The 25303-nt window shown below is 49.4% G+C and carries 27 protein-coding genes; 7 read left to right on the top strand and 20 right to left on the bottom strand.

Translation table 11 applies throughout. From position 1 onward, the window contains the following. Nucleotides 1-179: 179 nt before the first annotated feature. From EIZ37_RS10970 to EIZ37_RS10940, 7 genes are all read right to left on the bottom strand, one after another. On the bottom strand, nt 180-1622 hold the full coding sequence (locus EIZ37_RS10970) for a 6-phospho-beta-glucosidase (protein ID WP_134684651.1): 1443 nt from the start codon (nt 1620-1622) through the stop codon (nt 180-182). 223 nt (nt 1623-1845) lie between these two features. Then, the gene (locus EIZ37_RS10965; protein ID WP_134684650.1) at nt 1846-2568 is read right to left on the bottom strand and encodes a glycerophosphodiester phosphodiesterase; all 723 of its coding nucleotides are present in this window, start codon (nt 2566-2568) and stop codon (nt 1846-1848) included. Between the two features lie 52 nt (nt 2569-2620). After that, on the bottom strand, nt 2621-3946 hold the full coding sequence (locus EIZ37_RS10960; RefSeq protein WP_407921135.1) for an ABC transporter substrate-binding protein: 1326 nt from the start codon (nt 3944-3946) through the stop codon (nt 2621-2623). 64 nt (nt 3947-4010) lie between these two features. Continuing rightward, nucleotides 4011-4838: a carbohydrate ABC transporter permease gene (locus EIZ37_RS10955; RefSeq protein WP_134684649.1), complete on the bottom strand. Its 828-nt coding sequence runs from the start codon at nt 4836-4838 to the stop codon at nt 4011-4013. 18 nt (nt 4839-4856) lie between these two features. Continuing rightward, nucleotides 4857-5798 carry a carbohydrate ABC transporter permease gene (locus tag EIZ37_RS10950; RefSeq protein ID WP_134684648.1) on the bottom strand — a complete coding sequence of 314 codons (942 nt, stop codon included), beginning with the start codon at nt 5796-5798 and terminating at the stop codon, nt 4857-4859. Further along, nucleotides 5795-6862 (bottom strand): ABC transporter ATP-binding protein, encoded by a 1068-nt coding sequence (locus tag EIZ37_RS10945; protein ID WP_134684647.1) that lies wholly within the window; start codon nt 6860-6862, stop codon nt 5795-5797. The genes EIZ37_RS10950 and EIZ37_RS10945 overlap by 4 nt, the downstream gene beginning before the upstream one ends. Before the next feature lie 700 nt (nt 6863-7562). Then, nucleotides 7563-7988, bottom strand: coding sequence for a DUF2935 domain-containing protein (locus EIZ37_RS10940; RefSeq protein WP_134684817.1), 426 nt, complete (start codon nt 7986-7988; stop codon nt 7563-7565). A gap of 128 nt (nt 7989-8116) precedes the next feature. On the opposite strand from EIZ37_RS10940, the gene EIZ37_RS10935 reads away from it, so the two are divergent. Next, nucleotides 8117-8635, top strand: a complete 519-nt coding sequence (locus EIZ37_RS10935; RefSeq protein ID WP_134684646.1) for a YiiX/YebB-like N1pC/P60 family cysteine hydrolase — start codon at nt 8117-8119, stop codon at nt 8633-8635. Between the two features lie 10 nt (nt 8636-8645). On the opposite strand, the gene EIZ37_RS10930 is transcribed toward EIZ37_RS10935, so the two are convergent. From EIZ37_RS10930 to EIZ37_RS10915, 4 genes are all read right to left on the bottom strand, one after another. Beyond that, nucleotides 8646-9971, bottom strand: coding sequence for a copper amine oxidase N-terminal domain-containing protein (locus tag EIZ37_RS10930; protein WP_167568793.1), 1326 nt, complete (start codon nt 9969-9971; stop codon nt 8646-8648). 116 nt (nt 9972-10087) lie between these two features. Continuing rightward, nucleotides 10088-10567 carry a GNAT family N-acetyltransferase gene (locus tag EIZ37_RS10925; RefSeq protein ID WP_134684644.1) on the bottom strand — a complete coding sequence of 160 codons (480 nt, stop codon included), beginning with the start codon at nt 10565-10567 and terminating at the stop codon, nt 10088-10090. Nucleotides 10568-11083: 516 nt separating this feature from the next. Continuing rightward, entirely contained in the window at nt 11084-11518 is a 435-nt protein-coding gene (locus EIZ37_RS10920; protein ID WP_134684643.1) for a hypothetical protein, read from the bottom strand. 244 nt (nt 11519-11762) lie between these two features. Further along, nucleotides 11763-12146 carry a hypothetical protein gene (locus tag EIZ37_RS10915; RefSeq protein ID WP_134684642.1) on the bottom strand — a complete coding sequence of 128 codons (384 nt, stop codon included), beginning with the start codon at nt 12144-12146 and terminating at the stop codon, nt 11763-11765. 259 nt (nt 12147-12405) lie between these two features. Here EIZ37_RS10915 and EIZ37_RS10910 point away from each other — a divergent pair, with 259 nt between their 5' ends. Then, on the top strand, nt 12406-12840 hold the full coding sequence (locus EIZ37_RS10910) for a MarR family winged helix-turn-helix transcriptional regulator (protein ID WP_134684641.1): 435 nt from the start codon (nt 12406-12408) through the stop codon (nt 12838-12840). A 48-nt stretch (nt 12841-12888) separates the two neighbouring features. Then, nucleotides 12889-13392 carry a MarR family winged helix-turn-helix transcriptional regulator gene (locus tag EIZ37_RS10905; protein WP_134684640.1) on the top strand — a complete coding sequence of 168 codons (504 nt, stop codon included), beginning with the start codon at nt 12889-12891 and terminating at the stop codon, nt 13390-13392. Between the two features lie 99 nt (nt 13393-13491). Here the strand turns inward: EIZ37_RS10905 and EIZ37_RS10900 are convergent, their stop codons facing one another. Beyond that, nucleotides 13492-13782: a hypothetical protein gene (locus tag EIZ37_RS10900; RefSeq protein ID WP_134684639.1), complete on the bottom strand. Its 291-nt coding sequence runs from the start codon at nt 13780-13782 to the stop codon at nt 13492-13494. 190 nt (nt 13783-13972) lie between these two features. Here EIZ37_RS10900 and EIZ37_RS10895 point away from each other — a divergent pair, with 190 nt between their 5' ends. Beyond that, on the top strand, nt 13973-14404 hold the full coding sequence (locus EIZ37_RS10895) for a MarR family winged helix-turn-helix transcriptional regulator (RefSeq protein WP_134684638.1): 432 nt from the start codon (nt 13973-13975) through the stop codon (nt 14402-14404). On the opposite strand, the gene EIZ37_RS10890 is transcribed toward EIZ37_RS10895, so the two are convergent. The 7 genes from EIZ37_RS10890 to EIZ37_RS10860 all read right to left on the bottom strand — a co-directional run bounded on the left by EIZ37_RS10890 (nt 14392) and on the right by EIZ37_RS10860 (nt 21149). Next, nucleotides 14392-15117: an SIMPL domain-containing protein gene (locus EIZ37_RS10890; RefSeq protein WP_134684637.1), complete on the bottom strand. Its 726-nt coding sequence runs from the start codon at nt 15115-15117 to the stop codon at nt 14392-14394. The genes EIZ37_RS10895 and EIZ37_RS10890 overlap by 13 nt on opposite strands. A gap of 241 nt (nt 15118-15358) precedes the next feature. Beyond that, a complete protein-coding gene (locus EIZ37_RS10885; protein ID WP_134684636.1) occupies nt 15359-16003 on the bottom strand; it encodes a 3-oxoacid CoA-transferase subunit B in 645 nt (214 codons plus the stop codon). A 44-nt stretch (nt 16004-16047) separates the two neighbouring features. Then, nucleotides 16048-16749 carry a CoA transferase subunit A gene (locus EIZ37_RS10880; RefSeq protein WP_134684635.1) on the bottom strand — a complete coding sequence of 234 codons (702 nt, stop codon included), beginning with the start codon at nt 16747-16749 and terminating at the stop codon, nt 16048-16050. 25 nt (nt 16750-16774) lie between these two features. Then, nucleotides 16775-17551 carry a 3-hydroxybutyrate dehydrogenase gene (locus EIZ37_RS10875; protein WP_134684816.1) on the bottom strand — a complete coding sequence of 259 codons (777 nt, stop codon included), beginning with the start codon at nt 17549-17551 and terminating at the stop codon, nt 16775-16777. Between the two features lie 50 nt (nt 17552-17601). Further along, a complete protein-coding gene (locus EIZ37_RS10870) occupies nt 17602-18990 on the bottom strand; it encodes a GntP family permease (RefSeq protein WP_134684634.1) in 1389 nt (462 codons plus the stop codon). A 263-nt stretch (nt 18991-19253) separates the two neighbouring features. Then, the gene (locus EIZ37_RS10865) at nt 19254-20627 is read right to left on the bottom strand and encodes a sigma-54 interaction domain-containing protein (RefSeq protein WP_134684633.1); all 1374 of its coding nucleotides are present in this window, start codon (nt 20625-20627) and stop codon (nt 19254-19256) included. Between the two features lie 324 nt (nt 20628-20951). Beyond that, complete coding sequence (locus EIZ37_RS10860) at nt 20952-21149, bottom strand: hypothetical protein (RefSeq protein WP_134684632.1); 198 nt, start codon at nt 21147-21149, stop codon at nt 20952-20954. 193 nt (nt 21150-21342) lie between these two features. Between EIZ37_RS10860 and EIZ37_RS10855 the strand changes: the two genes are divergently transcribed. Continuing rightward, entirely contained in the window at nt 21343-21561 is a 219-nt protein-coding gene (locus EIZ37_RS10855; RefSeq protein ID WP_134684631.1) for a hypothetical protein, read from the top strand. A gap of 273 nt (nt 21562-21834) precedes the next feature. Here EIZ37_RS10855 and EIZ37_RS10850 read toward each other — a convergent pair whose 3' ends face one another. Next, the gene (locus tag EIZ37_RS10850) at nt 21835-22857 is read right to left on the bottom strand and encodes a DL-endopeptidase inhibitor IseA family protein (protein ID WP_134684630.1); all 1023 of its coding nucleotides are present in this window, start codon (nt 22855-22857) and stop codon (nt 21835-21837) included. A gap of 235 nt (nt 22858-23092) precedes the next feature. Here EIZ37_RS10850 and EIZ37_RS10845 point away from each other — a divergent pair, with 235 nt between their 5' ends. Continuing rightward, on the top strand, nt 23093-23374 hold the full coding sequence (locus EIZ37_RS10845; protein ID WP_134684629.1) for a hypothetical protein: 282 nt from the start codon (nt 23093-23095) through the stop codon (nt 23372-23374). Between the two features lie 134 nt (nt 23375-23508). Further along, entirely contained in the window at nt 23509-25146 is a 1638-nt protein-coding gene (locus EIZ37_RS10840) for a family 10 glycosylhydrolase (protein ID WP_134684628.1), read from the top strand. The last annotated feature ends 157 nt before the right edge of the window (nt 25147-25303 follow it).

Raw genomic sequence — 25303 nt, 5'->3', positions numbered from 1 at the left:
TTACCTTGCTACGTGACTTAGGTTTTGCCTGCATGACCAGTAACAATCCTAATCGTTCTTCCTATTCTCCTCTATCATAGCCATGCCCCCGCTGTTTTGTCAACGCTTTCAAACAACTGCCAGAAATCACAGAAATCCGACTTCGCAGCGGACTCCCGTGATCTTGTCGTACAGACAGCTTATTCGCTGCCCAAATTTTGCCCATTGGACTGAATCACGTTTTTATACCAGGCAAAGCTCTTCTTCTTGATTCGTTTTAACGTTCCATTCCCTTCGTTGTCCCGATCCACGTAGATGTACCCATAACGTTTTTTCATTTCCCCTGTGGATGCGCTGACGATGTCAATTGGACCCCAGCTTGTATATCCGATAATCTCTACACCATCTTTGATCGCCTCCGCCATTTCCGCGATGTGACGTCTCAAATAATCGATCCGATCATCATCGATGATTTCCCCGTCAGGTGTTACCTCGTCGACCGCGCCCAGTCCATTCTCCACCACAAACAGCGGCTTTTGATAGCGGTCATATAATTGGTTGGCAGTAATGCGGAAGCCTTTCGGATCAATCGTCCAGCCCCACTCCGATTTCGCCACATAAGGATTGGCGACCGAGCCAAAGACGTTGCCGCTTGTCGTATTTTTAATCACTTCCGGGTCCGTACTGGTTGTACGGCTTGAATAGTAGCTGAAGCCAATGTAATCGACCGTATGATTTTTCAGGATCGCTTCATCCTCTGGCTCCATTTCAATCTTCAGCTGATGATCGGCGAAGAATCTTTTCGCATAGGCCGGATATTCCCCGCGCGACTGCACGTCAATGAAGAAGTACGATTCGCGATCCTTTTGCATCGCCTGAAACACGTCTTCGGGATTGCAGGTATACGGATAAAAGGAGCCTGCCGCCAGCATACAACCGATTTTGGCATCCGGAATGATTTCATGACACGCCTTCACCACCAATGCACTCGCGACCAGCTGATGATGGGCAGCCTGATACTGAATTTGCTTATCGATTACGCCATTTTCAAACACAAGTCCTGCGCCCAAGAATGGCAAATGAAGCAGCATGTTGATTTCGTTAAACGTCATCCAGTATTTCACCTTGTCTTTATACCGGGTAAAGACCGTTTTGGCGTATGTTTCAAACAGACCGACAAGCTTGCGGTTTCTCCAGCTTCCGTATGTTTCAATCAAGTGGACAGGCACATCAAAGTGGGCAAGCGTCACAACGGGCTGTATGCCATGCTTGAGGCATTCGTCAAACAGATTGTCATAGAATTTCAGTCCCGCTTCATTCGGCTGCGTATCTTCTCCAGTCGGAAAAATGCGAGACCATGCAATGGAGACACGCAGCGCTTTGAAGCCCATCTCCGCAAACAGAGCAATGTCTTCCGGATAGCGGTGATAAAAATCGATCGCCTCATGGGACGGATAGAATAGATCAGGGAGTGGCGTCAACGAAGGGACGTCCCCCTTCATCATGCTTCTGCGCTTTTCACCACTTGGCAATAAATCGACAATCGTCAACCCTTTGCCATCTTCTAAGTAAGCGCCTTCCGCTTGATTGGCAGCAATCGCACCGCCCCACAAGAAATCCTTTGGAAATGTGTAAGTGGACATGAATCATACCTCCTGCGCGATAGATGAAAGAAATGATTCGACTAGATGAAATGTTCCCTGCATTCATGAAAAGAAAAAACCTGAGCACAAAATGAATACACGTGTCGTGTAAACAAATTGACTCAGGTTATGCCCTGCTGGTAACATTCCCTAAAAAGTACCGATTCAATTACTACTAAATCTAATCCTTCTTCCGCAGAATGTCAATCTCGAAGTACGCTTGTCAGGTTCGCAGGGCGAACATCCGGTCCGGGTGATTCGTCACGATGTTCAGCTGCGGATGAAGCTCCATCGCCCGCTTGATATGATCGGGATGGTCGATCGTCCAAGCCAGCATGGTAATGCCTTCGTCGATCATGCCGCTGATAAAGGATGGGGTCAAATAAGGGTAGGCCATGGATAGAATCGTAGCTCCTGTCTCTTGCAGCTGTTCCTTGATCAGGGTCGGCTTCCCGTAAATGATCAAGCCGGTCGGGATCCGCGTCTCCATGCCCTTGATCGTACGGATCGTCTCATGGTGGAAGGAGGTAATCATGACCTCGCTCTCCATCCCGTGATTGTTAATGAGATCAATGACCTTTGCTTCCATACCTTCGTATTCATTTCCGGGGCGCTTCAGCTCGATATTCAGCTTGCGCTTCCCTTTCACCGTCTGCAGCACTTCTTCCAAGCTCGGGATGCGTTCCCCTGCAAATGATGGCGAAAACCAGCTTCCCGCATCGAGTGCAGACAGTTCTTCATACGTATGATCCCCGACGAACCCGCTCCCATCGGTCGTACGTTCAAGCGTAAAGTCGTGGATCACGACGGGTACGCCATCCTTGGACAGCTGCACATCAATTTCGATCGCATCGATTCCCGGTTCTTCTGCTGCCATACGGATCGCCGCCAGCGTGTTTTCCGGCGCTTTCCCCGACCATCCGCGGTGGGCCATGCACGCGTTCATCCTGATTCCTCCCCTATTGGCTGCTTTACTTCCCTTACTTCCTTTACTCCCCTTACTTCTTCAACAATTTCACCGCTTTTTCCTCTGCTGCCTTCAGGGCGTCGTCTACACTTGCCTGACCCAGCACAGCACGTTGAATTTCCGTCATGATGACTTCCTGCAGCTCTTTGTAGCCAGGCACCATTGGACGCGGAGCGCCGTATTGCAGTTGATCGATCGCAACCTTGAAGTTCGGCTGTTTCTCATAGTAGGCTTTCATGTCTGCGGATTCCACCGCTTCATTGGTCACTGGCATATAGCCCGTTTCGGACGAGAAGCCGATGGTTTGCTTCGTATCTGTCATCCATTTGACAAACTGCCAAGCTGCCTTTTTCTCTTCGTCGCTGGATTTGGAGAGGACGACGAGGTTTGCCCCCCCTGTCGGTACGCCATAGCTTTTGTTCGCGGGCAGGAACGCAGCGCCTACTTCAAATTTTGCATTTTCCACGAGACCCTTCAAATCTCCAGTTGAAGTGAAGATCATGCCTACTTGCTGGTTCAAGAAGTCTTGCTTCGCGACATCCCACGCATTGTATTTTTCACCCGGAGGTGCTTTCATGATGCCCTCCTTCAAGAGACCTGTCCAGAACTCCAGAGGCGCCTTTCCTTCCGGGCTGTTCAGCATAAACTGCTTGCCGTCTTCACTCAACACCTTGCCACCGCTTTGGAACACGAGGGCTTCGTAGAACCAGATGTCAATTGGGGTAGAGAAGCCGTATGTAATCGTCTTGCTGCCTTCCTTCTTGGTCAGCTTTTGCGAATATTGCTTGAGCTCCTCCCAGGTTTTCGGACCATTTGGATCGAGACCAGCTGCTTTGAGCATGTCGCGGTTCACATAGAGCAGCGGTGTGGAGCGGTTGAACGGAATCGCGTACAGCTTGTCATTCCAGTAGGAGTTGCCCATCAAGCCTTTGATATATTTGCTTTCCTCTCCATTTGCGTACGGTCCGAGATCCTCGAGCACTTTGGCATCCGCAAAAGCGCCAATCGAAGCGATCTCGACCATGGTCACGTCCGGTTGGTTGCCGGAAGCTACTGCCGCCAACACCTTGGAATGGTTTTCATAGTAGCTGCCTTGATAAGCAGGTTTGACGATCACCTCTTTTTGCGAAGCGTTGAATTCTTTCACCATTTTTTCGATATACTCGCCATTTTTGCCACTCAGCGCGTACCAGAAATCAATTTCCACTGCTTTTTTGTCTCCTGCCGGCTGTTCCCCCGCCTGCTGTGATGACTGTGGCGCCGGTGTGCTGCCGGAAGATGCCTGATTTCCACAACCAGCCAGTATCGTGCTCATGCTGACCGCGAGCACCAGTAGATTCGTTTTCCATTTTTTCACGAGAAATACCTCCCACGCCTAATTGGCTTTATATGTGTATGGATTGCTCCATGACAACCACGCTTTACTTCGATTGATAAATAAAGGCTCGGATAATGTGGCGCTGTGCAATGAAGAACACAATCAGAATCGGGAACACCAGCATGACGTTGCCTGCCATGATCATGTTCCAATGCTTCCCGCCCTCTGACGCTTTCAGCATCCAGATCCCGATCGGCAACGTGCGGACACTGTCGCTGTTGGTCATGATCAGCGGCCAGAAATAATCGTTCCAGTGATAAATGAAGCTGAATAAGCCAAACGTCACCAACACCGGCTTTGCCATCGGAACCATGATCCGCCACATGATTTTCCATTCGCTGGCGTCATCGAGACGGGCCGCTTCTATCACTTCATCCGGCACCTGCATGAAGGATTGCCGCAGCAAAAAGATCCCGAATGCACTCGCGCCATACGGCAAAATCAATGCCCACAGCGTATCGACCAGCTGGAAGTGGCTCATCTCGACATACACGGGTAGAAAGACGATTTGCGGCGGGATCATCAGCGCGATCAGCGTGAGTCCAAAGAGCCAATTGCGCCCGCGAAACTTGTAACGGGCAAATGCATAAGCGGCTGGCACTGCAGTAAAAAATTGCAGAAGCAGGATCCCCACAGCCACCAGAAAACTGTTCAGCACGTATGTCAAAAACGGTCCCGTCTCCCATGCTTTCGCAAAGTTGCCAAACTCCCACTGCTCAGGCAACAGCGTCGGCGGGAACTGGTAAATTTCCGGCAGCGTTTTGAAAGCGGTCAACAGCATCCAGAGAAACGGAAAAACGAAAACCAGCGCGACGCCGATGAGCAAAACCCACTCCACCGCTTTTCGCGGGTAATACCACACACGATACATGCCAAGACCTCCTTTCTCTTACCGATAATGAACGCGCTTGGCAAGGAACAGGAAATGAAAGAGTGTCAATACCCCTGCCAAACCAAGCAAGACAACCGATGCAGCCGAGGCAATCCCGCCATTGTAGAAGTCCATGCCTTGCTCATAGATATAGTAAACGAGCATATTGGTGCTGTTCACCGGACCGCCCTGGGTCATGATATAGATCGTATCGAAGACCTGGAAAGAAGAGATCGTATTGATGACCAGCAAGAAAAAGATGGTCGGCGACAGCATGGGAATCGTGATTTTATAAAGCGTGCGCCATGCCGGGGAACGATCCAAGGCAGCGGATTCATAGATATCCTGTGGAATGCTCTGCAAGCCGGCGATGAAAATCAAGGTATTGTAACCGACGACCTTCCAGACGCTGACGAGCACGAGCGAATACAGGGCCGTGCCCGGGTCAGCCAGCCATGTTGACGGCGGCAAGCCGACGCTCTCCAGCATGGCATTGAGCAGACCGTATTGGGGGTCCATCAGCCACATCCAGAGCATCGAGACTGAAACAAGCGAGATAATGTGGGGACTGAATATCGCTCCCTGCACCAGGCCGTAGATTTTTGCCTTTCTGTTCAGCCAAAGCGCAAGGAAAAAGGCGATCGCGATTCCCAGAAATACGGTTAAAAACGTATAAATCAGTGTGTTCTTCAGCACCAGATGAAAGTCTGGGTCCGAAAAGAGCGTGCTGAAGTTGTCCAAGCCGACCCATTCCATCTCTTCCAGATTCAACAGCGTCCAATCCTGAAAGCTGAGATAGATCATATAGACTATGGGATAAAAGAAGAAGAGAGCAAAGAACAGCAGGGCCGGTGCGACATACAGATAAGGCCGGAGCGTTTCAGACCATGGTCGTGTCTGCTCCTGGACCTGCGTTACGGCGACCGGCGAGGATTCCGCTACAGCAGATGGTTCTCTCATGAAACAATCCCTCCCAGCTGCTCTCCAGTCGCAAGCCGGATCGATTCATGGCGCACCCTCGCACCCGACTCTTTGTCAAAGCGGTACAGATCTTTTTCTTCCACACTCAGCTCTACCAGTATGCCTTCCTCGATGAACTCATCCGCACTCGACTTCGCGATGATGCGCCCCCGATTGGTATCCAGATAGTAGAGGACCTCAGAGCCGAGAATCTCTCGCGTGATGACTCTTCCTTCGAGCTTGAGCGCTGCCGTTGATGTGATTTCCTTTGCCATGCTTCGCAGTTTGACTTTTTCCGGTCTAAAGCCGATATGCTCAGCTTCCGTTCCCTGGGCATGAATGATATTCATCGGTGGCGAACCGATAAACTGGGCGACAAACAGGTTTTCCGGATCGTGATACAGCGATATCGGGGAGGCTACCTGCTGGATCACTCCTTCATTCATCACGACGATCTGGTCGCCCATCGTCATCGCTTCTACCTGATCGTGGGTGACATAGATAAATGTCGATCCCAGCTGCTTATGCAGGCTGGTCAATTCAATGCGCATCTGGCTGCGCAGCTTGGCGTCGAGATTGGAAAGCGGTTCGTCCATGAGAAATACTTGCGGCTTTTTCACCATCGCGCGAGCAAGAGCCACGCGTTGGCGTTGTCCCCCCGAAAGCTGGGAAGGCTTGCGGTCGAGATAAGGGGTCAGACCTACGACTTCGGCAATCTCTGCAACCAATCGTTTGCGCTCCTGCTTGGGTACACCCCTGTTTTGCAGCCCAAACGCAATATTTTCAAAAACGCTCATCGTCGGATACAAGGCATAGTTTTGAAATACCATGGCGAGATCCCGCTTCCCCGGGGGCACATCATTCACTTTTTTTTCTCCGATCCAGATCTCTCCCTCGGTCACATTCTCGAGTCCGGCGATCATCCGCAGCGTCGTCGATTTTCCACAACCGGAGGGGCCGACCAGCACCGTAAAGGATCCGTTGGGAATGACCAAATCCAGCCCTTTCACAACTTTCTGTCCTTCAAACGATTTACCGACATGATGCAAGGATACTTGAGCCATGTATGTACACGTCCTTTCATTGGTCTGTATGCAGCGTAAACCTGTTGCAAGGCAAACAAAAAAACCCGAAATAGCCATCTCTCCAACAGCGCGATGGGACGTACTATTCACAGGTTTTTCTCCATGGACTCCAACCCAGTGACTTCTATATGCTTGTCAGTCTCTATATTACTGACAGTATATTAACCTTCATTGCGAAAATTGTTAAAAAATTGCATTTACTGTTAATCAAAATTAAAGGAATTTGGGTTCGGATCGCTTTTTCGGTACTTTGGTGGTGGGGGAAGGGCAGAGAGGGCGGGGCTGCGTTCTTGCCACACCCGCAAGAGAGTTCTTACTGTCCGGTTCCGCATCCAAAAACGATACGTCACGCAAAAGTTTCGAGGAAGCCNCGGTTCCGCATCCAAAAACGATACGTCACGCAAAAGTTTCGAGGAAGCCGATTCATACGTAGAGGTTGCGCGACAAGCGTGTACCGTTTTTGAATGCTCCACCTCTGTAGGTGTGACAAAGACTCCGCCCGTCCCTCTCTTCCCTTCCGCGTACGACATTCTCATAAAGTCGAACCAAGAAAAGATGAAATGCACGCCAACTAGATGCACTCTCACCACCGCAGCCCCTTCACTTGAAAATGAAAAATACCCCGGAACAGCTTGAAGCTGGGCCAGGGTGGCTGTCATCGTTATGATGGATGAATTTTTTAAGGCTTTGCCAAAATCGTCTGCGCGATCCCGATAAAATACTCCGATTCCCTGCGGATGTGATTGAGCACCGTAATTGCTGTCGGATTGGTCTTGATGGGTTGGCTTTCCGCTGCCAATTGATTCAGGAGCAGGATAAATTGCTCGCTCTGCTTGAGGGCAAATTGCACCAGCTCCAGGATTTGCTGCAGAATCTGCTGGCTGACCTGAATGCCGCTCCTGACGACAGTCTCAATATAGCGCACAAACAGCCCCTGTGTCTGGCTAAAGGCCTGTTCCCACTGCTGCAGGGCATCGACGAACGGTGCTTCCAGAGTGGGCACCAGCTCCCGGATGACGACCGTATGCTCACTCTCCTGCAGCTTCCAGAACTCTCCCTCATCCAGCACGCGCAATGGCATTTTCTCATCATAGTAGAACTGCAACGAAGTCTCCTCCATTCATCTATTCATCCTTCTATAGACTATGGCGGAGATGCGGGCACGTGCATGTTCGTTTTGGGGAAACACCCTCTCCCTTGCAGGCGAATATACTGGGCGTGAGGTGATCCTAGATGGTGACAAATCGTAACTTTCGCGCAGGAGATATACTTGTCGCCTGTGACAATGCATTCAACATTCCCTACGGCTATTGGGGACATGCAGCGATCATGGCCAATGAAAATCAGGTCTTGGAAGCAACGGATACCTTCCCCTATATCCGCGTCCTGCCTATCGAGCAATTTCTGCAAGACCACCCCAACCATGCGCAGTATCGCCCGAAAGACCCCATGATCGGGGCTAATGCGGCATCATGCGCGATCGACTATCTCGAAAAGTACAACCAGAATGTTGCCAACGGTATGCAAAGACCTGTTTTTTCCTTTTTCGGACCTTCTCCACTACATGATCCATGGGAGACTGTTTACTGCTCGAAGCTGGTGTGGCTAAGCTATTACTATGGAACCGGCATCAAATTTCTGAATGATTACTTCCTGTTTACACCGGAAGATCTCGATACCATTCTGCAAAGAGATGACCGTTTTCAGTTGATCTACCGGCATCCCGACTTTCAATTTCTGATCAATACGTAGTCCCGTTGCGCTATTGGCGGATGGTGACCGCCTTGCTGTATGGCTCCCAGTCCACTTTCGCACCCAACGCTTCCGATACAAATCGGAGCGGTACCATCGTTACCTTCCCTTGATACAGCTGCGGCGGCTCTTCCAGTGTGAGCTTTTGTCCGTTCACAAAAGCAATGGGGGAGCCAATCGTGATGTCCACGACAGTTCCGCCTTTTTTGGCTCTCACGCTCTTGTTCGCGGAATTCCAGGTTACCTCTGCCCCCAGCGCCTCAAAAATCGAGCGGAGCGGAACAAAAGTCTTTCCTTTGATCAGTACAGGAGCTTGCGGGTAGGACTGCAGCTGCCCATTCAGAAATATAACCGGGCTGTCGCTCTGGTTGACCGGATAAAAGGTCGGCAGCGACTGCGATGCTTGAGCGGACACCTGATCGATCAGCTCCAGCACCAGCTGGTACCCGCCTGTTCCCAATGCGAGATCCCTTTTTGATACTTCTGGACGCAGCGGATCAAGCTTTATCCGTTTTACTTCCTTTTTGTTCAAATCGAGGACAACCAGGTAGCTTAGCGCGGTAGCTGGGATCTGCTCCCGCTCAAGTGTCAAGGAAATCCTGCCGTCCTCCTCTATGGCAATCGTACCGGGAAAGTCCTCCCCTCTCGGAAGCGAGATGGAGACTTGCTCCTCGATTTCCCATGTTTTCCGATTGGAGCGCAGCACTTCCTTATCCTTCGCCCACTCCAGATACACTTCGTACGTACCTGGAGACAGCTGCAAGCTGGAAGCTGCAAACCGGATGTCTTGGGGAGCAATCGGAACACGCCTCACCACTTTATCGCTGCGCTCGCTGATCACGACGACATAGAAGCTCCCTTCCCCACGATCCGAACGGTTCTGCTCCACGTTGACCCAGATGGTGCCCTCCTCCTCTACCTCGATGCTGCCAGGCGGTTCATCTTGGTCGTATTCCTTTTTAACCGACCATTCTGCAGAAGCCGAGCGAACGGTCTCGCCATTCAGCTCCATTTCCAGTACAATGTCGTATTCTCCCGCGTCAAGATTCAAGCTTTTCAGATCAAATTCTTCATCGTCTTCATCGATGGTCCGCCTCTTTGCTTCCTTGCCCCGTTCATTCAGGACAAGCAAGGAAAAGATCGCATCCTCATATTCCTCTGCAGATTGAATATCAATTTTTACGGTTCCATCACTTTTCACCCGAATGGTCCCCGGAAATGCGTCGGTCTGCGTGGATTCCACATTGACAAGGGACGCTGCGTTTGCCCCATCAAAAGGCAGCAGCAATGCGCTGGCCATAACTGCCATGATCGCCTTCTTTTGAAAGTTTCTCATCTTCCCGTTTCCCCTTTGCAAATTGCTTGTGCTTCGATGCCCCCAGTATACCATATGAGACAGGTAGAAAATCCACCAAACAATGCCAATGATTGCCTATCTTGGGATGCAATTGGCTAACGATTCTGAAACGTTTGTACAGAACCGCTCCATTTGGTGTCTTTTTGGTTCACTTCCTGATACTCGCATCCGGTATACTCCCTGATCACATGCCGCCAAAACGCTTGAGCGGGTATGTTGGAAGCCAGCTGAGCGACCCGCCATTCTCCTGGATGGGTGGTAAACAGCTGAAAGGCCACTCTTTTTCCCAAGCCAGTACGGCGGTATTGCTTTAAAATGAAAAATTGATCCATGGAGTAACGATTGACTCCCTCCACTTTTACAATGGCAAAGCCTGCAATCTTGCCGAAATAACGCACCACATAAGGATGGTAATCCCCGTTTTGGATATAGCGATTGATATATCCTTCGACAAATCTTCCGTGATCATCCAATTCCACATTCATATAAACGCTAAAATCATAGGTATACAATTCAAATAGATTACTGAACAGTTGCCTGCTTCCGGACGTCAGCCTTTGAAGCTCGATCACCATGTTCTTCGCCCTTTCTGGTGGTAATGACCTCTAGCTTATTCACGAAGGATACTGGAATACCAACCAGAAATCACCATTTCCTGTTGACTCCCATGAAGGCGCTTACTTTTTATTCAAATATTATTCTAATTTTACGGGACTTTTGACCTAGACACTTTCTGCAAAAGAGGTCTATAATACCAAGTGTTTGTCGAAAGAAATTACTACATATCTGAGGTGCTCAAGTGACAATTCTCATTTTGCTGTTGGTGTTTGCCGGTTTTTTGTTTATCGCTTTCTATTCATTTTCGAAAAATAGCCGTTTTCTCCATATATCTGTGATTTCCTTTTTTTCCGCTACCGCTGTTGCTTGTCTGCAAATTGTCCTTCATCAATCTTAGTTTCCCTGCTTTTTTCACGCTCTCTTTCTACCACGCTTCACTATTTCCAAACAGACATGAAAAAGAGACCCTTCCGTGTGCAAAAACAGCAGAAAGGTCTCTTGGAATTTGAAAGATTATGAATAGATGCCGTTATTTATTTGCTGTTGGACAGATTTCCAAAGATGTAGAGAGCGTCTCCGTGCTGCGGAAGCACCGCAGTGCTTTCAGCTGCTGGCATTGCTCCTCCGAAAATATACTGAGGTGCTTGGTTCGAGAGTTGAACAGACGCCGCTGCTGGAGCGCTTACTGTCCCACCGCCAAAAATGTACTGAGGTGCCAGTGTAGATGGAAGCTGTACAACAGGTGCTTTTTCAGCAGCTGGCATTTTCCCACCCATGATATATTCACCAGTTTCTACAGTTGCTGCTGGAGCTGGGGCAGCTGCAGGAGCAGTGACCGTTTCAGTTGCTGTTGTGGTTGCTGGAGCAGCCGTTTCCTCAGCTGCGAATGCTGCAGTTGCTGCAAAAGCATTTGCCATAATGACAGTACTGAGCAGAGCAGATTTCAATAGTGTATTTTTGCGTTTCATAAACACACCCATCCTTTTTCTGTATATTCATTTTTGCACTGCTAGTACTAGGCGCACCTTGAGAATAACTGCTTGCTGTATGTTTGCACAAGTAAATTAATATTAAATAATTTAAATAGTTCTAAATCCGAATCATTCTGATAATTCAAAGTCGAAAGTTGTGTGACAAAGGAGCATGTATGCACAAAAGCCCGCCTCCCCAAAAGGGAGCCGGGCTTTAACAGACAACGACTGTGCTTGCCTATTAGTTTCTGTTATCGTTGCGAACGCTGTTAACGGTGTGAACAGATCCACCAAAGATATCGATCGAAGAAGTTTGAGTCACTGCTGGTGCAGCAGCTTGCACTTGAACTACTACTGGGTTACCGTATACGTCACGGATTTCCACATAAGTGCCTTCGTCAATGCGGAATGTTGTACCAGCTACAGGAGCAGCCACTGGTGCAGCTACAGTAGTTTCTGTTTTGGTTTCAGTTGCAGGTGCAGCTGTTTCAGTAGCAGTTGTTTCAGTTGCTGCAGGAGCTGCAGTAGTTGTTTCTTCAGCCGCGAAGGCGGAAGCACAGGCGAAGATGTTTGCCAAAGCTACTGTGCTAAGAAGAGCTGTTTTCATCATATTTGTGCGTTTCATTATCGAACACGTCCTTTGTTTTTGATTTTTTTGCCGCAAGCACTTGTCGCAATTTGAAGTCTACTCCTCCCCTTTTTCATTTACAAGTAAAACAAAATCAAGAAAGTTAAAAGGTTCTAAAACTAAACCACTCTGTAAATTCAGAAAAAGGAGATAAATCCAAAAGTGCCAAACGCTCTTGACGAATCATGTGAATTCTTTTATTTTAAGGGTACTTATTTCTGTTTATGAAACATTTATTTTGTGAAGGAGATTTCCAATGACGGAGCGCGATCTCTTGATAGAAAGAGTCCAAAACAATATTCATCTCATTTCACGTGAACAAAGACGCAGCATAGCGGAAATCCCCAAGAACAATCTAACAAGCTTTGAATATTATGTCCTGAAATTTTTATACAGCTGCGGTTCTCCCAAGACGGTTTCCGTCATTGCGCAGGAAATGTGCGTGTATCCAAGCTTGATCACAGCTACCGCAGATAAATTACATACAAAAGGTCTGGTAGAGCGAAATCGCTGCGAGAAGGATCGTCGTGTCGTGCAAATTGCCCTGACACCCCTCGGGCGTCAGCAGATTGATGAAATCCAGCCGAGAATTCACGCCCATCTTGTAGAGAAATTTGCGAATGTGCCAACGGAAGACATTGAACAGCTGTTAAAAATCTTGAAGCTTGTATTGCGTACGGAAGAAGAATAGAGAGAGAAGAGATAACATGGATAGGTTTATGATCGTGGAGGGATACAAATGAAAAGAGATACGTTTGCCATACGACCGATGTCTCTTACCGAGCTCACTCCTTTTCTGGCCAAGGAGTCCCCTAGTTTGGATCTGTTTTTAAACTTTTTTGGCACGTACCGCGTTGTATCGTCCACCGTGGAGCAGCACCTCGAGAAATTCGGCTTGAATGAAGCGAAATGCAGCATTCTGATGCTTCTCCTACGGCACCAAGACGGCATGGCTCCGTCCCAGCTCGCTGATTTTTTGAATGTGACCCGCGGCACCGTTACTTCTTTGATTGAGTCTTTGAAGCACGCTGGCTTTGTCGATCGGCATCCCAATCGTTTTGATCGCCGGACAGTCACGATTCGTTTGACGGAGAAAGGAAGCGAGTATATTACGGCATTCCTCTCTACCGTGCCCAAGCTTCGCGAAGAAATATTGGCCCAGCTGGAAGCCAGCAGTCAGATTATGAGGGCGGATGAATCCGAGACTTCTGGCAAAAAGCCGAAAAAATTGGCTAAGGGATAACAAGTCAGCAGCATGCAGGCACACGATGGTCATGAGGGAGAGGCCAGTCTTACGAACAAAAAAGAACCGTCTCAACGATCGGTTCTTTTCCTTCTCCCGTCATTTCTTGGCCGCTTGCACTTTGACATAATCGATCAGCCCTAATTGAAAGCCTCTGTTGGTTAACAGCCGCTTCGCTTCGTAAGTACCGGAGTAAAAGGCGAGCACATGCGGATCATTCTCCAAAATGTCACGATACTCCTTGTGCTGCCACAGCTCCTGGTACCAATCCGCCTGTTTGATCTGTTCGACCAATTCCTCATAGGCGGGCTCCGGTTTTTTCCAAGGGTTTAATCTGTGTAAGATCTCCCCAAAAATCGCTACTACGACCAAGATTGCGATCAGAAACATGGTGGCCACCCCGATTGACTTATCTTCCAGTGTCCCGGCTTTCCATGGAACAGCCGTCTCTTGTCCTATTCTATCAAAGCCACCCCAAATGAAAAGCGTTCATTTTCCGACTAAGGTCTGAGTGCAGTTAGGTCTCCTTGCCGTTTTCTTCCAATCCCTGACAATCTATCATAGATGACAGGAGGTGCAGATGATGCAAAAAGAGACATCGTTTCAAGATATGTTCCTCGACTTCTTTGAAATTTACCGGATTGTGCATGCGACGGTAGCCAGCCATTTGCAGCGCTATGGATTAAATGAAAAAACGTTAAGCATTTTATTGATGCTGACCCGCCAGAAGACGGGAATGGCGCCCTCCCGCCTGGCGAAAGGGTTGAATCTGACAAAGGGAGCAGTCAGCACCATGGTGGAATCTCTCGCCCATGCTGGATTTGTCGAGCGCCAGCCGAACCGTTTTGACCGGCGTACCGTAACGATCCAGCTGACTGAAAAAGGACGTTCCTATATATCGACCATCCTGTCTAGCGTGCCAAAGCTGCGTGCTGAGATATTATCGCAGCTCAAACCCGAGCAGCAGCGCGGGCTCCTCGAGAAATCAATCTTGGGCATTCAGAATCCGTAAACGACCTGAACCGTTGCCTCCACTTTCAACTGCCCTGGAGAGATCTCCGTTTCTGCGGCTTTCGCTGCCAGATCCGAGCTCAGCTGCCTTTGCATATAAAATACCGGCGGTTGTCCAGCACCACTCTCCGTCATGGACACTACTCCCCTAATCCTCACCCCGGCTGCAGCCGCCAACGCATCCGCTTTGCTTCTTGCGTCCTTTACAGCAAGGCTAAGCGCTTGCTTCTCATATTCGTCCATCTTCTCGGAAGAAAACGCCAAAGATTCAACTCGATTGACACCTGCGGCAGCCAGTTGATCCAGCAGCTTGCCTACATGGTCCACATCTCGGTACGTGACGCGAACGATATTTTGCACGCGGTATCCGGTCAGTTTTTGATCCTGGTAAATCGGGTACGTATTAAACTGTACCGTTTGGATGTCGGCATCAGCTACTCCCGCTTGCTTGATCGCTGCTTTGACCCCTTCAAAAATTTGCGCATTTTTTTGCACGGCTTCATTTGCCGTTTTTCCGGATGTTTCGACGCCAAACTGGACATAAACGACATCCGGCTTAATTGTAATGGAGCCTTGTCCTGTCACAGCGATCTGTTTTGTTTGCGAATCCTGTGCGGCCGATGCGCTGTCAGGAAGTGCGACTTGCCCGATACCAACCGAAGTGAACAGCAACCCTGCCGTCAAAAAAATCGGTGCCCATCTTGTCTGTTTCATGACTAAACAGCTCCTTTGCCTGTTGATTCCCGTATGTTTTCCTTTTTTAGCATGTTCAACAGAAGCTGGCTGTAGTTTGGAAAAAGTTGGTCACGCCACGTCTTTGGCGGAGCCAAGTTGCTCTTATGTCGGATGGGGCAATTTTTAAAATTCTTTTCCCCTCGAAAATAAAGCGCTTTATTTTTTCCTTCATTATATATAGAAAAAGGAACCACATTTCTGTGGCTCCCTATCCCTTCCTTTATTGCAAAGCCGGATCGATGGTAAAGGTTGCTTCGGTCTGCCTTACCACTTCCTCGAGGGTGACTCCCTCTTGCAGCTCGGTTAACACCATTCCTTCTGAAGTGAATTCGAATACCGCCAGCTCCGTAATCAAGCAGTCGACGACGCGCTGACCGGTCAGCGGAAGCGTGCAGGCTTTCTTCACCTTGGACTCACCATGCTTGTTCACATGCTCCATGACGACGACGATCCGTTTGGCCCCGTGTACGAGGTCCATCGCGCCGCCCATGCCCTTGACCATTTTACCCGGGATCATCCAGTTGGCCAGGTCTCCTTGCTCGGATACCTCCATGCCTCCCAGGATCGCCAAGTCAATATGACCGCCGCGAATCATCGCAAAGGATTCGGCACTATCGAAGAAAGCCGCTCCGGGAATCGTGGTGATCGTTTCTTTACCAGCGTTGATCAGATCAGGATCAACTTCATCTTCACGTGGATATGGACCGATGCCCAGCAGTCCATTTTCCGATTGCAGCAAGACGTTATATTCCTGCGGGATCATATTGGCTACCAGCGTAGGCATGCCAATCCCCAGATTCACATTCATGCCATCCTGAATTTCTTTCACCGCGCGCTGAACAATTTTGGTGCGTGTATCCGCCATTTTGCTTTCTCCTCCTCGTTCGGTGCTATGCCGCCGGCGAAGACTTACTGCTTCGCCACGGTTAGCCGTTCAATCCGTTTTTGATAGTGACTTCCCTGGATCACTCGCTGCACGTAGACACCCGGTGTGTGGATCTCGTCCGGATCCAGCTCCCCGATGCCCACGATTTCTTCCACTTCTGCGATTGTGATTTTTCCAGCAGTTGCGACTACCGGATTGAAGTTTCTGGCTGTCTTGCGGAACACCAGATTTCCGAGCGGATCAGCCTTCCACGCTTTGACCAGCGCAAAATCTCCGACAATGCCCCGTTCCATGATATAGGTGCGGCCGTCAAATTCCTTCTGCTCTTTTCCTTCCGCTACCAACGTACCGACCCCGCTGGCCGTATAAAAGGCAGGGATACCTGCGCCGCCCGCTCGCAGACGCTCGGCCAGCGTACCTTGAGGGACGAGCTCAACCTCCAACTCGCCGCTCAAAAATTGCTGTTCAAACAGCTTGTTTTCGCCCACATAGGATGCGACCATTTTTTTGATCTGACGATTGGCCAAGAGCAGTCCGAGCCCCCAGTCATCCACCCCGCAGTTGTTGCTGACCACTGTCAGATTCGTTACTCCTTTTTCCTGCAGACCGACAATCAGGTTTTCCGGAATCCCGCACAAGCCAAACCCGCCTACAACCAGTGTGGCGCCATCCTGAATATCATGTATCGCCTCTGTGATGGAAGAGACTACTTTTCCCTTTTTCACGATTGATCCCTCCGTATCCGATTCGTTATTGAGCCGTATAGCCACCGTCGATGACAGCCGCCGTGCCGGTCACGCCGCGCAGACGATCGCTTGCCAGCAAGACCGCATAGTCTGAAATCTCTTCTACGGACAGCAGCCTTTTTTGCGGCACAAGGGGATAGATGACCTCTTCCAGCACATTTTCCAGCGGCACATTTCTCGTTTTGGCCAGATCCTCCAGCTGATTGCGCACCAGCGGAGTGTCTACATAGCCCGGACACAGCGCGTTGACCGTAATCCCGTGGGCCGCTCCTTCCAATGCCGCCACTTTGGTCAGGCCGATTACGCCATGCTTGGCGCTGTTATAGGCAGCCTTACCCGCAAATCCGATCAACCCATTGATCGACGCTACGTTGATGATGCGGCCGTACTGCTGCTGCTTCATGATCGGAAATGCATGCTTGATCGCCATGAACGGCGCTGTCAGCATCACTTTGATCAGCAGCTCGAATTTCTCGGTAGGAAACTCCTCAATGGGAGATACATATTGCAAGCCGGCATTGTTAACCAAAATATCCAATCGGCCGTATTGATTCACGGCTGTCGTCAGAGCCTGCTGCAAGTCTGCTTCTTTCGTCACATCACAGCCGAGGCCGATGGCGTCAAAGCCTTTTTCCTGCAAGGATGCGGCAGCCTGTTGTGCCCCTTCTTCCCGAAGATCGGCGATGACGATCTTGGCACCTTCAGAAGCAAACTTCGTCGCCATTTCAAAACCGATTCCACTGGCAGCACCTGTAATGAGTGCTACTTTTTCTTCCAACAGTCTGTTCACTCCACTCACTCCAATACAAGATTGATTGTTGCGATTGATGACTAGATAAAGATCGATGCCGCAAAGGCGAGAATGAAGACAGTCAACGTCTTAATCACTGTGATGGCGAAAATATCTTTGTACGACTGGCGATGGGTCAACCCGGTAATCGCCAAAAGGGTGATAACCGCACCATTGTGTGGAAGCGTATCCATACCGCCAGACGCCATGGAAGCGATCCGGTGCAGCAGCTCAGGGCTGAGACCAATCGTGTTGGCAATCTCCAGATACTGCTTGCCCATCACCTCCAACGCAATCGACAGACCGCCGGAAGCAGATCCGGTAATTCCCGCCAGTACGTTAACCGCTACCGCTTCGGAGACTAGCGGATGACTGCTGGAGTTCAGAATCCACTCTTGTACCACCTTAAAGCCAGGCAGCGTTTTGACCACATTACCGAAGCCAACCTCAGACGCTGTATTGAAAATCGCTAGCAAAGCACCTGCAGCTGCGGTAGTCAGACCAGTCGCGAGCTTCGTTTTCACGCGCGGCATATTGATCAACAGGGCGGTAATGACGCCTACGGTTAGCGCCAAAATCAAAGCCCAGGAGGATGTAACCGTTTTCACGTTTTTGATGGCAAATGTGCTCTCGAGCATTTGCGGATCATACCAGGAAGCAACCGTTAAACCGGTACGGCTGAATACATAGTTACAGACAAGCACGAGGACGAGCGGCAGCACAGAGAGCCAAATATTCGGATAACGCTCTTCCTGATTCGCCAGCTCCGGTTCGTTTGTATGGCCTTCACCATAACCTTCGCCAGCCGCTTCTGCTTGCTTTCTGCGTCGTTCCAGCCAGTACATCCCACCGAGAAACACCATCAATCCACCGATGGTACCTACCACTGGCGCAGCAAAAGCATCAGTCGAAAAATAAGTGGTCGGGATGATGTTTTGAATTTGCGGCGTACCGGGAAGTGCATCCATCGTAAAAGTAAAGGCACCGAGCGCGATCGTACCAGGGATGAGCCGTTTTGGGATGTTGGCTTCACGGAAAATCGCCGCTGCAAACGGATATACCGCAAAAGCAACGACAAACAGGGAAACGCCGCCATAAGTCAGCACAGCACCGGACAATACGACCGCGAGAATCGCACGCTTGGAACCAAGCGCTCTCACGATTGCCTGCGCGATCGAAGCTGCAGCGCCGCTCATTTCCATTACTTTTCCAAACACAGCTCCCAGCAGGAAGATCGGGAAAAAGTTTTTGACGTAGTTCGCTGCATTGACCATAAACGTCTCGGTATAACTAGGCAGAAGTGCGAGCCCCGAAAGAATGACAGCTAACAATGTAAAAATAGGGGCGAAAACGATGACGGGAAAGCCTCGATACGCAAAAAACATCAGCAGACCCAGAGAAAGAAAAATGGCTAAGACTTCAATAAACAAATGGTCAACCTCCTTTGATCGTATAAATAGGACTGTCGCATTCTTATATAAGCAACTATCGTGCCAACTCGATCCACGCGGATTTTTACGGAAGCCGTTCACAAAATCGTCCAATTTTCTGGAATAAAACAGCTCGTCCATTTTTGAAAAACGATGATGGGACAAGGCGAATATTCAGAAAAAGGTAAGCGTTTTCAACACTTCCGCTCTCTCCCTTAAAAAAGTCCAGAATTCTGGACAACATTCCAAAATTCTGGACTCTATTATTCTCCTTGTATCCCGTACTTCTCCAGCTTCGCATACAAGCTTGATTTGCTGATGCCGAGACGCTTTGCTGCCTCTAATCGGTTTCCACTTGTCAAGTCCAGCATGTCGATCAACGCTGAGCGCTCCGCCTCCTCCACGATCTTCTTCAATGTCCGGTCTTTTTCTTGCACCGCAATCTGCTCCTTTTCGTTCACCGGGAGCAGCAGGCAGTCCGCCCGCAGGATTCCATCCTCCATCAGATGAAGACCGCGTTCCAAGACATTGCGCAGTTCGCGTATATTCCCCGGCCAGCTGTAGGCGCGCAGCGCTTGCCAGGCGTCCGGCTGAATTTCTTTGATGACGATGCCTGTGGATTCCGTCAGCTGTTCCAACAGCTTATGTACCAGCATGGGCAAATCATCCAGGCGCTCGCGCAGCGGTGGAATATGGAGAGAGACGACATTCAGCCGATAAAACAAGTCTTCGCGAAATCTCCCTTCTCCCACCAGCTTTTTCAGATCCTGATGGGTCGAGGCGATCACCCGCACATCAATCGAGATGGGGCGTGTCCCCCCCACTCGCTCCACTTCTTTTTCCTGCAGCACGCGCAACAGCTTTGCCTGCAAAGAGAGCGGCATATCGCCAATCTCATCGAGCAGAATCGTGCCGTGGTTCGCCAGCTCAAAGCGACCTTTTTTGCCTTTGCGGGAAGCTCCGGTAAACGCCCCTTCATCGTAGCCGAACAGCTCGGACTCCAGCAAAGCTTCCGGGATCGCTGCACAGTTGATGCGGATGAACGGCCCCATCGCCCGGTGACTTTCCGCATGCATCGCATGGGCAAACAGCTCTTTGCCGGTCCCGCTCTCACCTGTAATGAGTACCGTGGAATCGCTTTTCGCAACCCGTTTGGCCAGCTGTGTGACCGGCTGCATCGCTTGACTTGCCGTGATGATTTCCTCGAAACGATAGGCAGCGCCCAGCTTGGAACGAAGCTCTCCCTTGTAGTAGGCCAGCTCCTGGGTAAGCTGCTCGACCGTAGATGCCAACGCATGGAGCTGTTGAACATCCCGGAAAAAGACCGTGCCCAGGATCGCTACGATTTTCCCGTCTTTGCGAATGGGCACACGATTGGCAATCATATCTCTGCCTTTGATTTTATGGATATCTGCCAGCTCGGCCTTCCCCGTCTTGCCGATGAGATGCATGCGTGTATTTTCAATTACCTGTGTCACATGTTTCCCGACAACATCTTTTTCCCCGAGAAACTGGAGATAGGATTGATTCATGAAGAGAATGATGCCCTCGGGATCGGTGATGACGATGCATTCGTTTGCTCCATCAAGCACTTCTTTCCAGATGGTGGCCAACTTTTCTTCCGGCTCAGCTGCCATTTTCGCCAGCTCCTTTCCTTCCGACTGTAGGGAAACTTGGCTGTAGCCGCAATTTGCAAAAGCCAAGGAATTTTGTAAAACGTTTTCACATTCATAATGTTATCTTGTTTTACGGACAAAAAAAAGAGACCCTCAAAATCTTGTGAGGGTCTGCCAAAATAGGAGTGGGAAACCATGTAAGTAATTCTAACATAAAATGGCTGTTAGTCAAGGTTTACACGAAAGATTTTGAATTTTTATGTAAGATTTTCTGACATCCACGTGTTACTCCTTGTCTTTGTCATGAGAAAAGTCCGCCGAATGTATCGACGGACTTCGCTGCCGCTAGCATGAAATGCGTTTTGGCTCTTTATTTTTTAATTCGTCAATGCGTTTCACTATCCATTGAACCTTTTCATAAATTTTCATTCTCCCTTGCCAATTTAATTGAGGATCCGTTACCTGGTCCTGATATTCTTTCTTTAAGCGTTCCAACTCCCTGATTTCATCGCTTTCGATAGAAACACGCTTCCATTCCATCATAACCATCCCCTTTCGATGTTTGGCATTCCTTAGGAGGAAAACTTGTCTCAAAAGTCCCTTCCCTTCCACAGACGGGATGACAAGCCAAAAGGTTTCGGCAAAAATTGAATATTCACATAGATTAAGTTTCCATCATTTCTTTTTTCCAGTAGATCATGTTCATTTGTTACAATAAGGAAAAGGAGCTGAAGTCATGGAGAAATCTTTCTATTATACGGTTGATCCCGAGGAAGTCGATGAATATAAAAAAATACTCGATTTGATGAATATTCCCTACGAGATCGAAAAACCAATCGTCCTGCTGCAGATCGGCTCTGATCAGCGTATCATTGCCTTTCCCGATGTGCCTGTCAGGCTGTACAGTATGATTCGCAAACTATTTAAACGCGACGGATTGCCCTATCCAAAATGAGGGCTTGCCATAAAGAAAAAACGAGCGCTTGCCACACCGGCAGCTCTCGTTTTCTCATGGGATCGCTCTTCTCTTATCTGATCGCCAGCTCGATGATCATCACAATCAGCACGAGCAACTGGATGAGTACGGCATTTCTCATTCCCGATCGCCTCCTTCGTGCAAGGATGGACGCATCGCGGCTGACAACCGTTGGAGAAGTCCCTTACGTTTCCCTATTCCATACATACGTTTCCTTCGGAGCTTTTATGCTACTCGCTTGAATTAAAACATTTAATGAACGTCTCCGATTGCGGAAGCGATTCTCCAACCTCTGTTCTGTTCATAGACGAACGAAATCGTAAACGTTTCCGAGTCGCTTTCACCTGCTGGCACTTTTGCCTGCACCGTTGCCTTTTGACCATTTTGCTCCAGCTTGATGATTTCGGCGCTTCCCCATTCCAGCAAGCTGCCGCCATCTGCATTCGGTTGTGCCAAGCGTTCCCCGTCATCGATCAGCGATTTTTGTTTCAATTGCTGCTCCAACCAGGTGTTGACCGTGGATTTCGCATACACATCCTCGAGGTAGCTGCTCAGCTTTTCTCTGGTCCCGATATCTTCACTCAAATAGCGGTAATCGGTTTCTCCTGCCCCCGGACGAAAAGTAGCGACGACCCCGCCTGTACTTTTGCCCCCGCTCATGACATACCAGAAGCGTTGCTGGGCCTCCTTCACCAGACCAAGGACACTGCGCTCATTCAGCTTTTCATCCTGCAAATCGATATCGCTTGTGAATTTCACCTGCTTGTAGTCTGAAATACGCCAGCTGGTCCCTTCTTTCTTGAGGCTGACTGTCACTTGCTCCGTTCCCATGAACCCTGTGGAGGTGTACTCCATCAGCTCAACGGTATAATCCATCGTTGTTTCATTCTTTTCATCGACTTTATTGATCCGATACCCCTTCACCCAAGGAGAGGATACGCCCAACACCCAGTTTTGCTCCACAAAGGTAGCGAGATTGCTGCGCTGCTGCTCGGGTGTCAGAAGCGCAAAGAGCAGCGCTCCGTTGCGGCTTTCATGACTTTTGACAAACAATTCAATTGCTTCTTGAGCCGTTTCGGGCTGCAGCGCCAGCTCCAATTGCTGAATGCGCAAATTTACCTGATCCACCGACTGGGACTTCGTTACGGCCACTGCCGCATTCACATTGCCATTGCTGCCAGTCTGCTGTGCCCATGCAGGTATCTGGCTGACTGCTCCTATGGTCACACTTGCTGCCACTACTGCCGCTGCGAATCCCCATCTTTGCTTTTTCATGATTTAGATCCCCTTTTGCTGTCATCTTTTTCCTATTGGTAAGACGAAGCACCGATCGAAATGTTGCGTAAAGAAAGGGGCTTTAGAAAAAAATTTTTACCGAACAATTACTCAAGCATGCTGGACATACAAAATTCGGCATGACGACCCTACAGGATATTTCTTCATAATAGCGTATACTAATACTGTTGGTCATACATACACATCATACGAGCACAAGGAGGAGGACAGAGCTATGCAATTTCAAGGGGCAGCTGTCAAAATACAAGGGGTCAAAGTCGGCATCGTCGCGGTGAAGGAATGGGTACTCGAAAACCATGATGAGGGACAACGGTATGTTGATCTGTTCACCCCTGTTTTCAAAGGCAACCCGGTGATTCTCATGGCCGTTAATGCGGAAGGAAAGCCCCGGTACGGTTCACTTAAACGGCACCAAAGCATTGCCAGATTGTTGCAAAACCTCGATCCAAACAAAATCCCGTGGAGAAAATTTGTTTTGACGAAGCAACCACACTAGGTTGCTTTTTTATTTGTACGAGCGATGTTCACAAAAAAATTTGACTTTCCCGCATAACAAACTATCATAAAATAGCGTCTATTTCTAAGAGAGAGAATATCTACAAATTCTTACAAGTTCGGAGGATTTGCATCATGATTTTTCGCAAATGGTTTTCCTTGTTGTTGGTATTGGCACTTTGTCTCCCTTTGATCCAGCACCCGGTTCAGGCGCAATCGACTGGAATCAGCATTTACCTGGACGGGCAAGAAGTGAAAAGTGACATCGCCCCCTACATTCTTCCGCAAGTGAATGTCACGATGGTCCCGCTGCGCGTGATCAGTGAAGGACTGGGCGCAACCGTTTCCTGGCATCAGGACATCCAGACCGCGACCATCAGTACGGCACAGACGACGCTGACGATGACCGTCGATGATCAATATGCCATGGTCAATGACAATTACGTAAAGCTGGATGCAGCCGTGCAAAACCGGCAAGGACGGGTGATGGTTCCGCTGCGTTTTGTGGCTGAACAGCTTGGTTTGCAGGTAAATTGGGATCAGGCCACTCAAACCATATCGCTGGACTCGGGGCAAGGACAAGCCCCCGTTGTCGAGACTCCGCCTGTAGCCATCGATACACCTGAGCCTGAGATTCCGCAACCACCCGCACCCCAGATTCCTCCTGCAGCAAATGACGATCAGCTCAAAGGAGTGTGGGTATCCACTGTTTTCAATCTGGATTGGCCTTCCACGAGTTCATACAGCAATGCGGCCAAGCAGCAGCAGGAGTACATAAAGCTTCTCGATGACATGCAAAATACGGGGATCAATACGGTGTTTGTCCAAGTCCGTCCTGCAGCGGATGCGCTTTACCCATCCTCCCTCGTCCCGTGGTCGAAGTTTTTGACTGGTACGCAAGGGATAAACCCCGGCTATGATCCGTTGGCTTTCATGGTGGAAGAAACGCACCGTCGCGGCATGGAGTTTCATGCGTGGTTCAATCCGTTCCGCGCCAACACGGATGCGAATACAACCAAGCTTGCTGCCAATCATGTCGCCAAGCTTCATCCCGAGTGGATCGTAAACGCAAAGAACAAGCTGTATATTAATCCGGGCATCCCCCAAGCTCGTCAACGCATTATTCAGGAAATCATGGAAGTGGTGAATCGATACAATATCGACGGGGTCCATCTCGACGATTATTTTTATCCTTCCGACGGAGTATTCCCTGATGATGCCACTTTCAAGGCATACAACAGCAAGAAGTTCGCTACCAAAGCGGAATGGCGCCGGGATAACATCAACGCATTTATCCAGCAGCTTGGACAAGCCATCCACGCAGCGAAGCCGCAGGTGAAATTTGGCGTCAGCCCTTTTGGTGTATGGCGCAACAGCTCCGTGGATCCAACCGGCTCTGCGACGAACGCCGGGGTAACGGCATATGACCATATGCACGCTGATGTTCGTACGTGGATCCAGCAAGAATGGATCGATTATGTCATCCCGCAAATTTATTGGAGTCTTTCCTTCTCCAAAGCGCAATACGGAACCCTGGTTGATTGGTGGACTAATGAAGTGAGCGGGACTGATGTCCATCTCTACATTGGACACGCCCCATATAAGCTGGGAACCAACGAGACAGGATGGCAGAACGCCCAGGAGATTATTCATCAGCTGGAATACAATCGCCAGTACCCACAAGTAAAAGGCGATGTCTTTTTCAGCGCCAAGGACTTGCGAAAAAACCCGCTCGGCATCTTGGATGCATTGCGTGCTTACTATACGAAATAATGAAAATGGTTTGTCCATTTGGGAAGGTCACTCCAGCCGTTAAGCTGGTGTGGCCGTTTCTTTTTGTATCGAACCATCCTGATGGAGAAAACGATCGAAAAACTTGAGCAGGCCCTCCGTTACGGAGGAATAAAAAAGGTCACATCAGCCCGAAAAA

It is taken from the genome of Brevibacillus migulae (assembly GCF_004521915.1).
Taxonomy (GTDB): Bacteria; Bacillota; Bacilli; order Brevibacillales; family Brevibacillaceae; genus Brevibacillus_F; species Brevibacillus_F migulae.
The sequence above is the reverse complement of the archived record's forward strand: the minus strand, read 5'-3'. Positions and strand labels throughout refer to the sequence as shown.

Bases quoted from the DNA above. Each gene is read 5' to 3' on its own strand.
- EIZ37_RS10970 (WP_134684651.1), bottom strand. From the start codon at position 1,622: ATGTCCACTTACACATTTCCAAAGGATTTCTTGTGGGGCGGTGCGATT.
- EIZ37_RS10965 (WP_134684650.1), bottom strand. From the start codon at position 2,568: ATGAACGCGTGCATGGCCCACCGCGGATGGTCGGGGAAAGCGCCGGAA.
- EIZ37_RS10955 (WP_134684649.1), bottom strand. From the start codon at position 4,838: ATGTATCGTGTGTGGTATTACCCGCGAAAAGCGGTGGAGTGGGTTTTG.
- EIZ37_RS10950 (WP_134684648.1), bottom strand. From the start codon at position 5,798: ATGAGAGAACCATCTGCTGTAGCGGAATCCTCGCCGGTCGCCGTAACG.
- EIZ37_RS10945 (WP_134684647.1), bottom strand. From the start codon at position 6,862: ATGGCTCAAGTATCCTTGCATCATGTCGGTAAATCGTTTGAAGGACAG.
- EIZ37_RS10935 (WP_134684646.1), top strand. From the start codon at position 8,117: ATGGTGACAAATCGTAACTTTCGCGCAGGAGATATACTTGTCGCCTGT.
- EIZ37_RS10930 (WP_167568793.1), bottom strand. From the start codon at position 9,971: ATGAGAAACTTTCAAAAGAAGGCGATCATGGCAGTTATGGCCAGCGCA.
- EIZ37_RS10925 (WP_134684644.1), bottom strand. From the start codon at position 10,567: ATGGTGATCGAGCTTCAAAGGCTGACGTCCGGAAGCAGGCAACTGTTC.
- EIZ37_RS10920 (WP_134684643.1), bottom strand. From the start codon at position 11,518: ATGAAACGCAAAAATACACTATTGAAATCTGCTCTGCTCAGTACTGTC.
- EIZ37_RS10915 (WP_134684642.1), bottom strand. From the start codon at position 12,146: ATGAAACGCACAAATATGATGAAAACAGCTCTTCTTAGCACAGTAGCT.
- EIZ37_RS10910 (WP_134684641.1), top strand. From the start codon at position 12,406: ATGACGGAGCGCGATCTCTTGATAGAAAGAGTCCAAAACAATATTCAT.
- EIZ37_RS10905 (WP_134684640.1), top strand. From the start codon at position 12,889: ATGAAAAGAGATACGTTTGCCATACGACCGATGTCTCTTACCGAGCTC.
- EIZ37_RS10900 (WP_134684639.1), bottom strand. From the start codon at position 13,782: ATGTTTCTGATCGCAATCTTGGTCGTAGTAGCGATTTTTGGGGAGATC.
- EIZ37_RS10895 (WP_134684638.1), top strand. From the start codon at position 13,973: ATGATGCAAAAAGAGACATCGTTTCAAGATATGTTCCTCGACTTCTTT.
- EIZ37_RS10890 (WP_134684637.1), bottom strand. From the start codon at position 15,117: ATGAAACAGACAAGATGGGCACCGATTTTTTTGACGGCAGGGTTGCTG.
- EIZ37_RS10885 (WP_134684636.1), bottom strand. From the start codon at position 16,003: ATGGCGGATACACGCACCAAAATTGTTCAGCGCGCGGTGAAAGAAATT.
- EIZ37_RS10865 (WP_134684633.1), bottom strand. From the start codon at position 20,627: ATGGCAGCTGAGCCGGAAGAAAAGTTGGCCACCATCTGGAAAGAAGTG.
- EIZ37_RS10860 (WP_134684632.1), bottom strand. From the start codon at position 21,149: ATGATGGAATGGAAGCGTGTTTCTATCGAAAGCGATGAAATCAGGGAG.
- EIZ37_RS10855 (WP_134684631.1), top strand. From the start codon at position 21,343: ATGGAGAAATCTTTCTATTATACGGTTGATCCCGAGGAAGTCGATGAA.
- EIZ37_RS10850 (WP_134684630.1), bottom strand. From the start codon at position 22,857: ATGAAAAAGCAAAGATGGGGATTCGCAGCGGCAGTAGTGGCAGCAAGT.
- EIZ37_RS10845 (WP_134684629.1), top strand. From the start codon at position 23,093: ATGCAATTTCAAGGGGCAGCTGTCAAAATACAAGGGGTCAAAGTCGGC.
- EIZ37_RS10840 (WP_134684628.1), top strand. From the start codon at position 23,509: ATGATTTTTCGCAAATGGTTTTCCTTGTTGTTGGTATTGGCACTTTGT.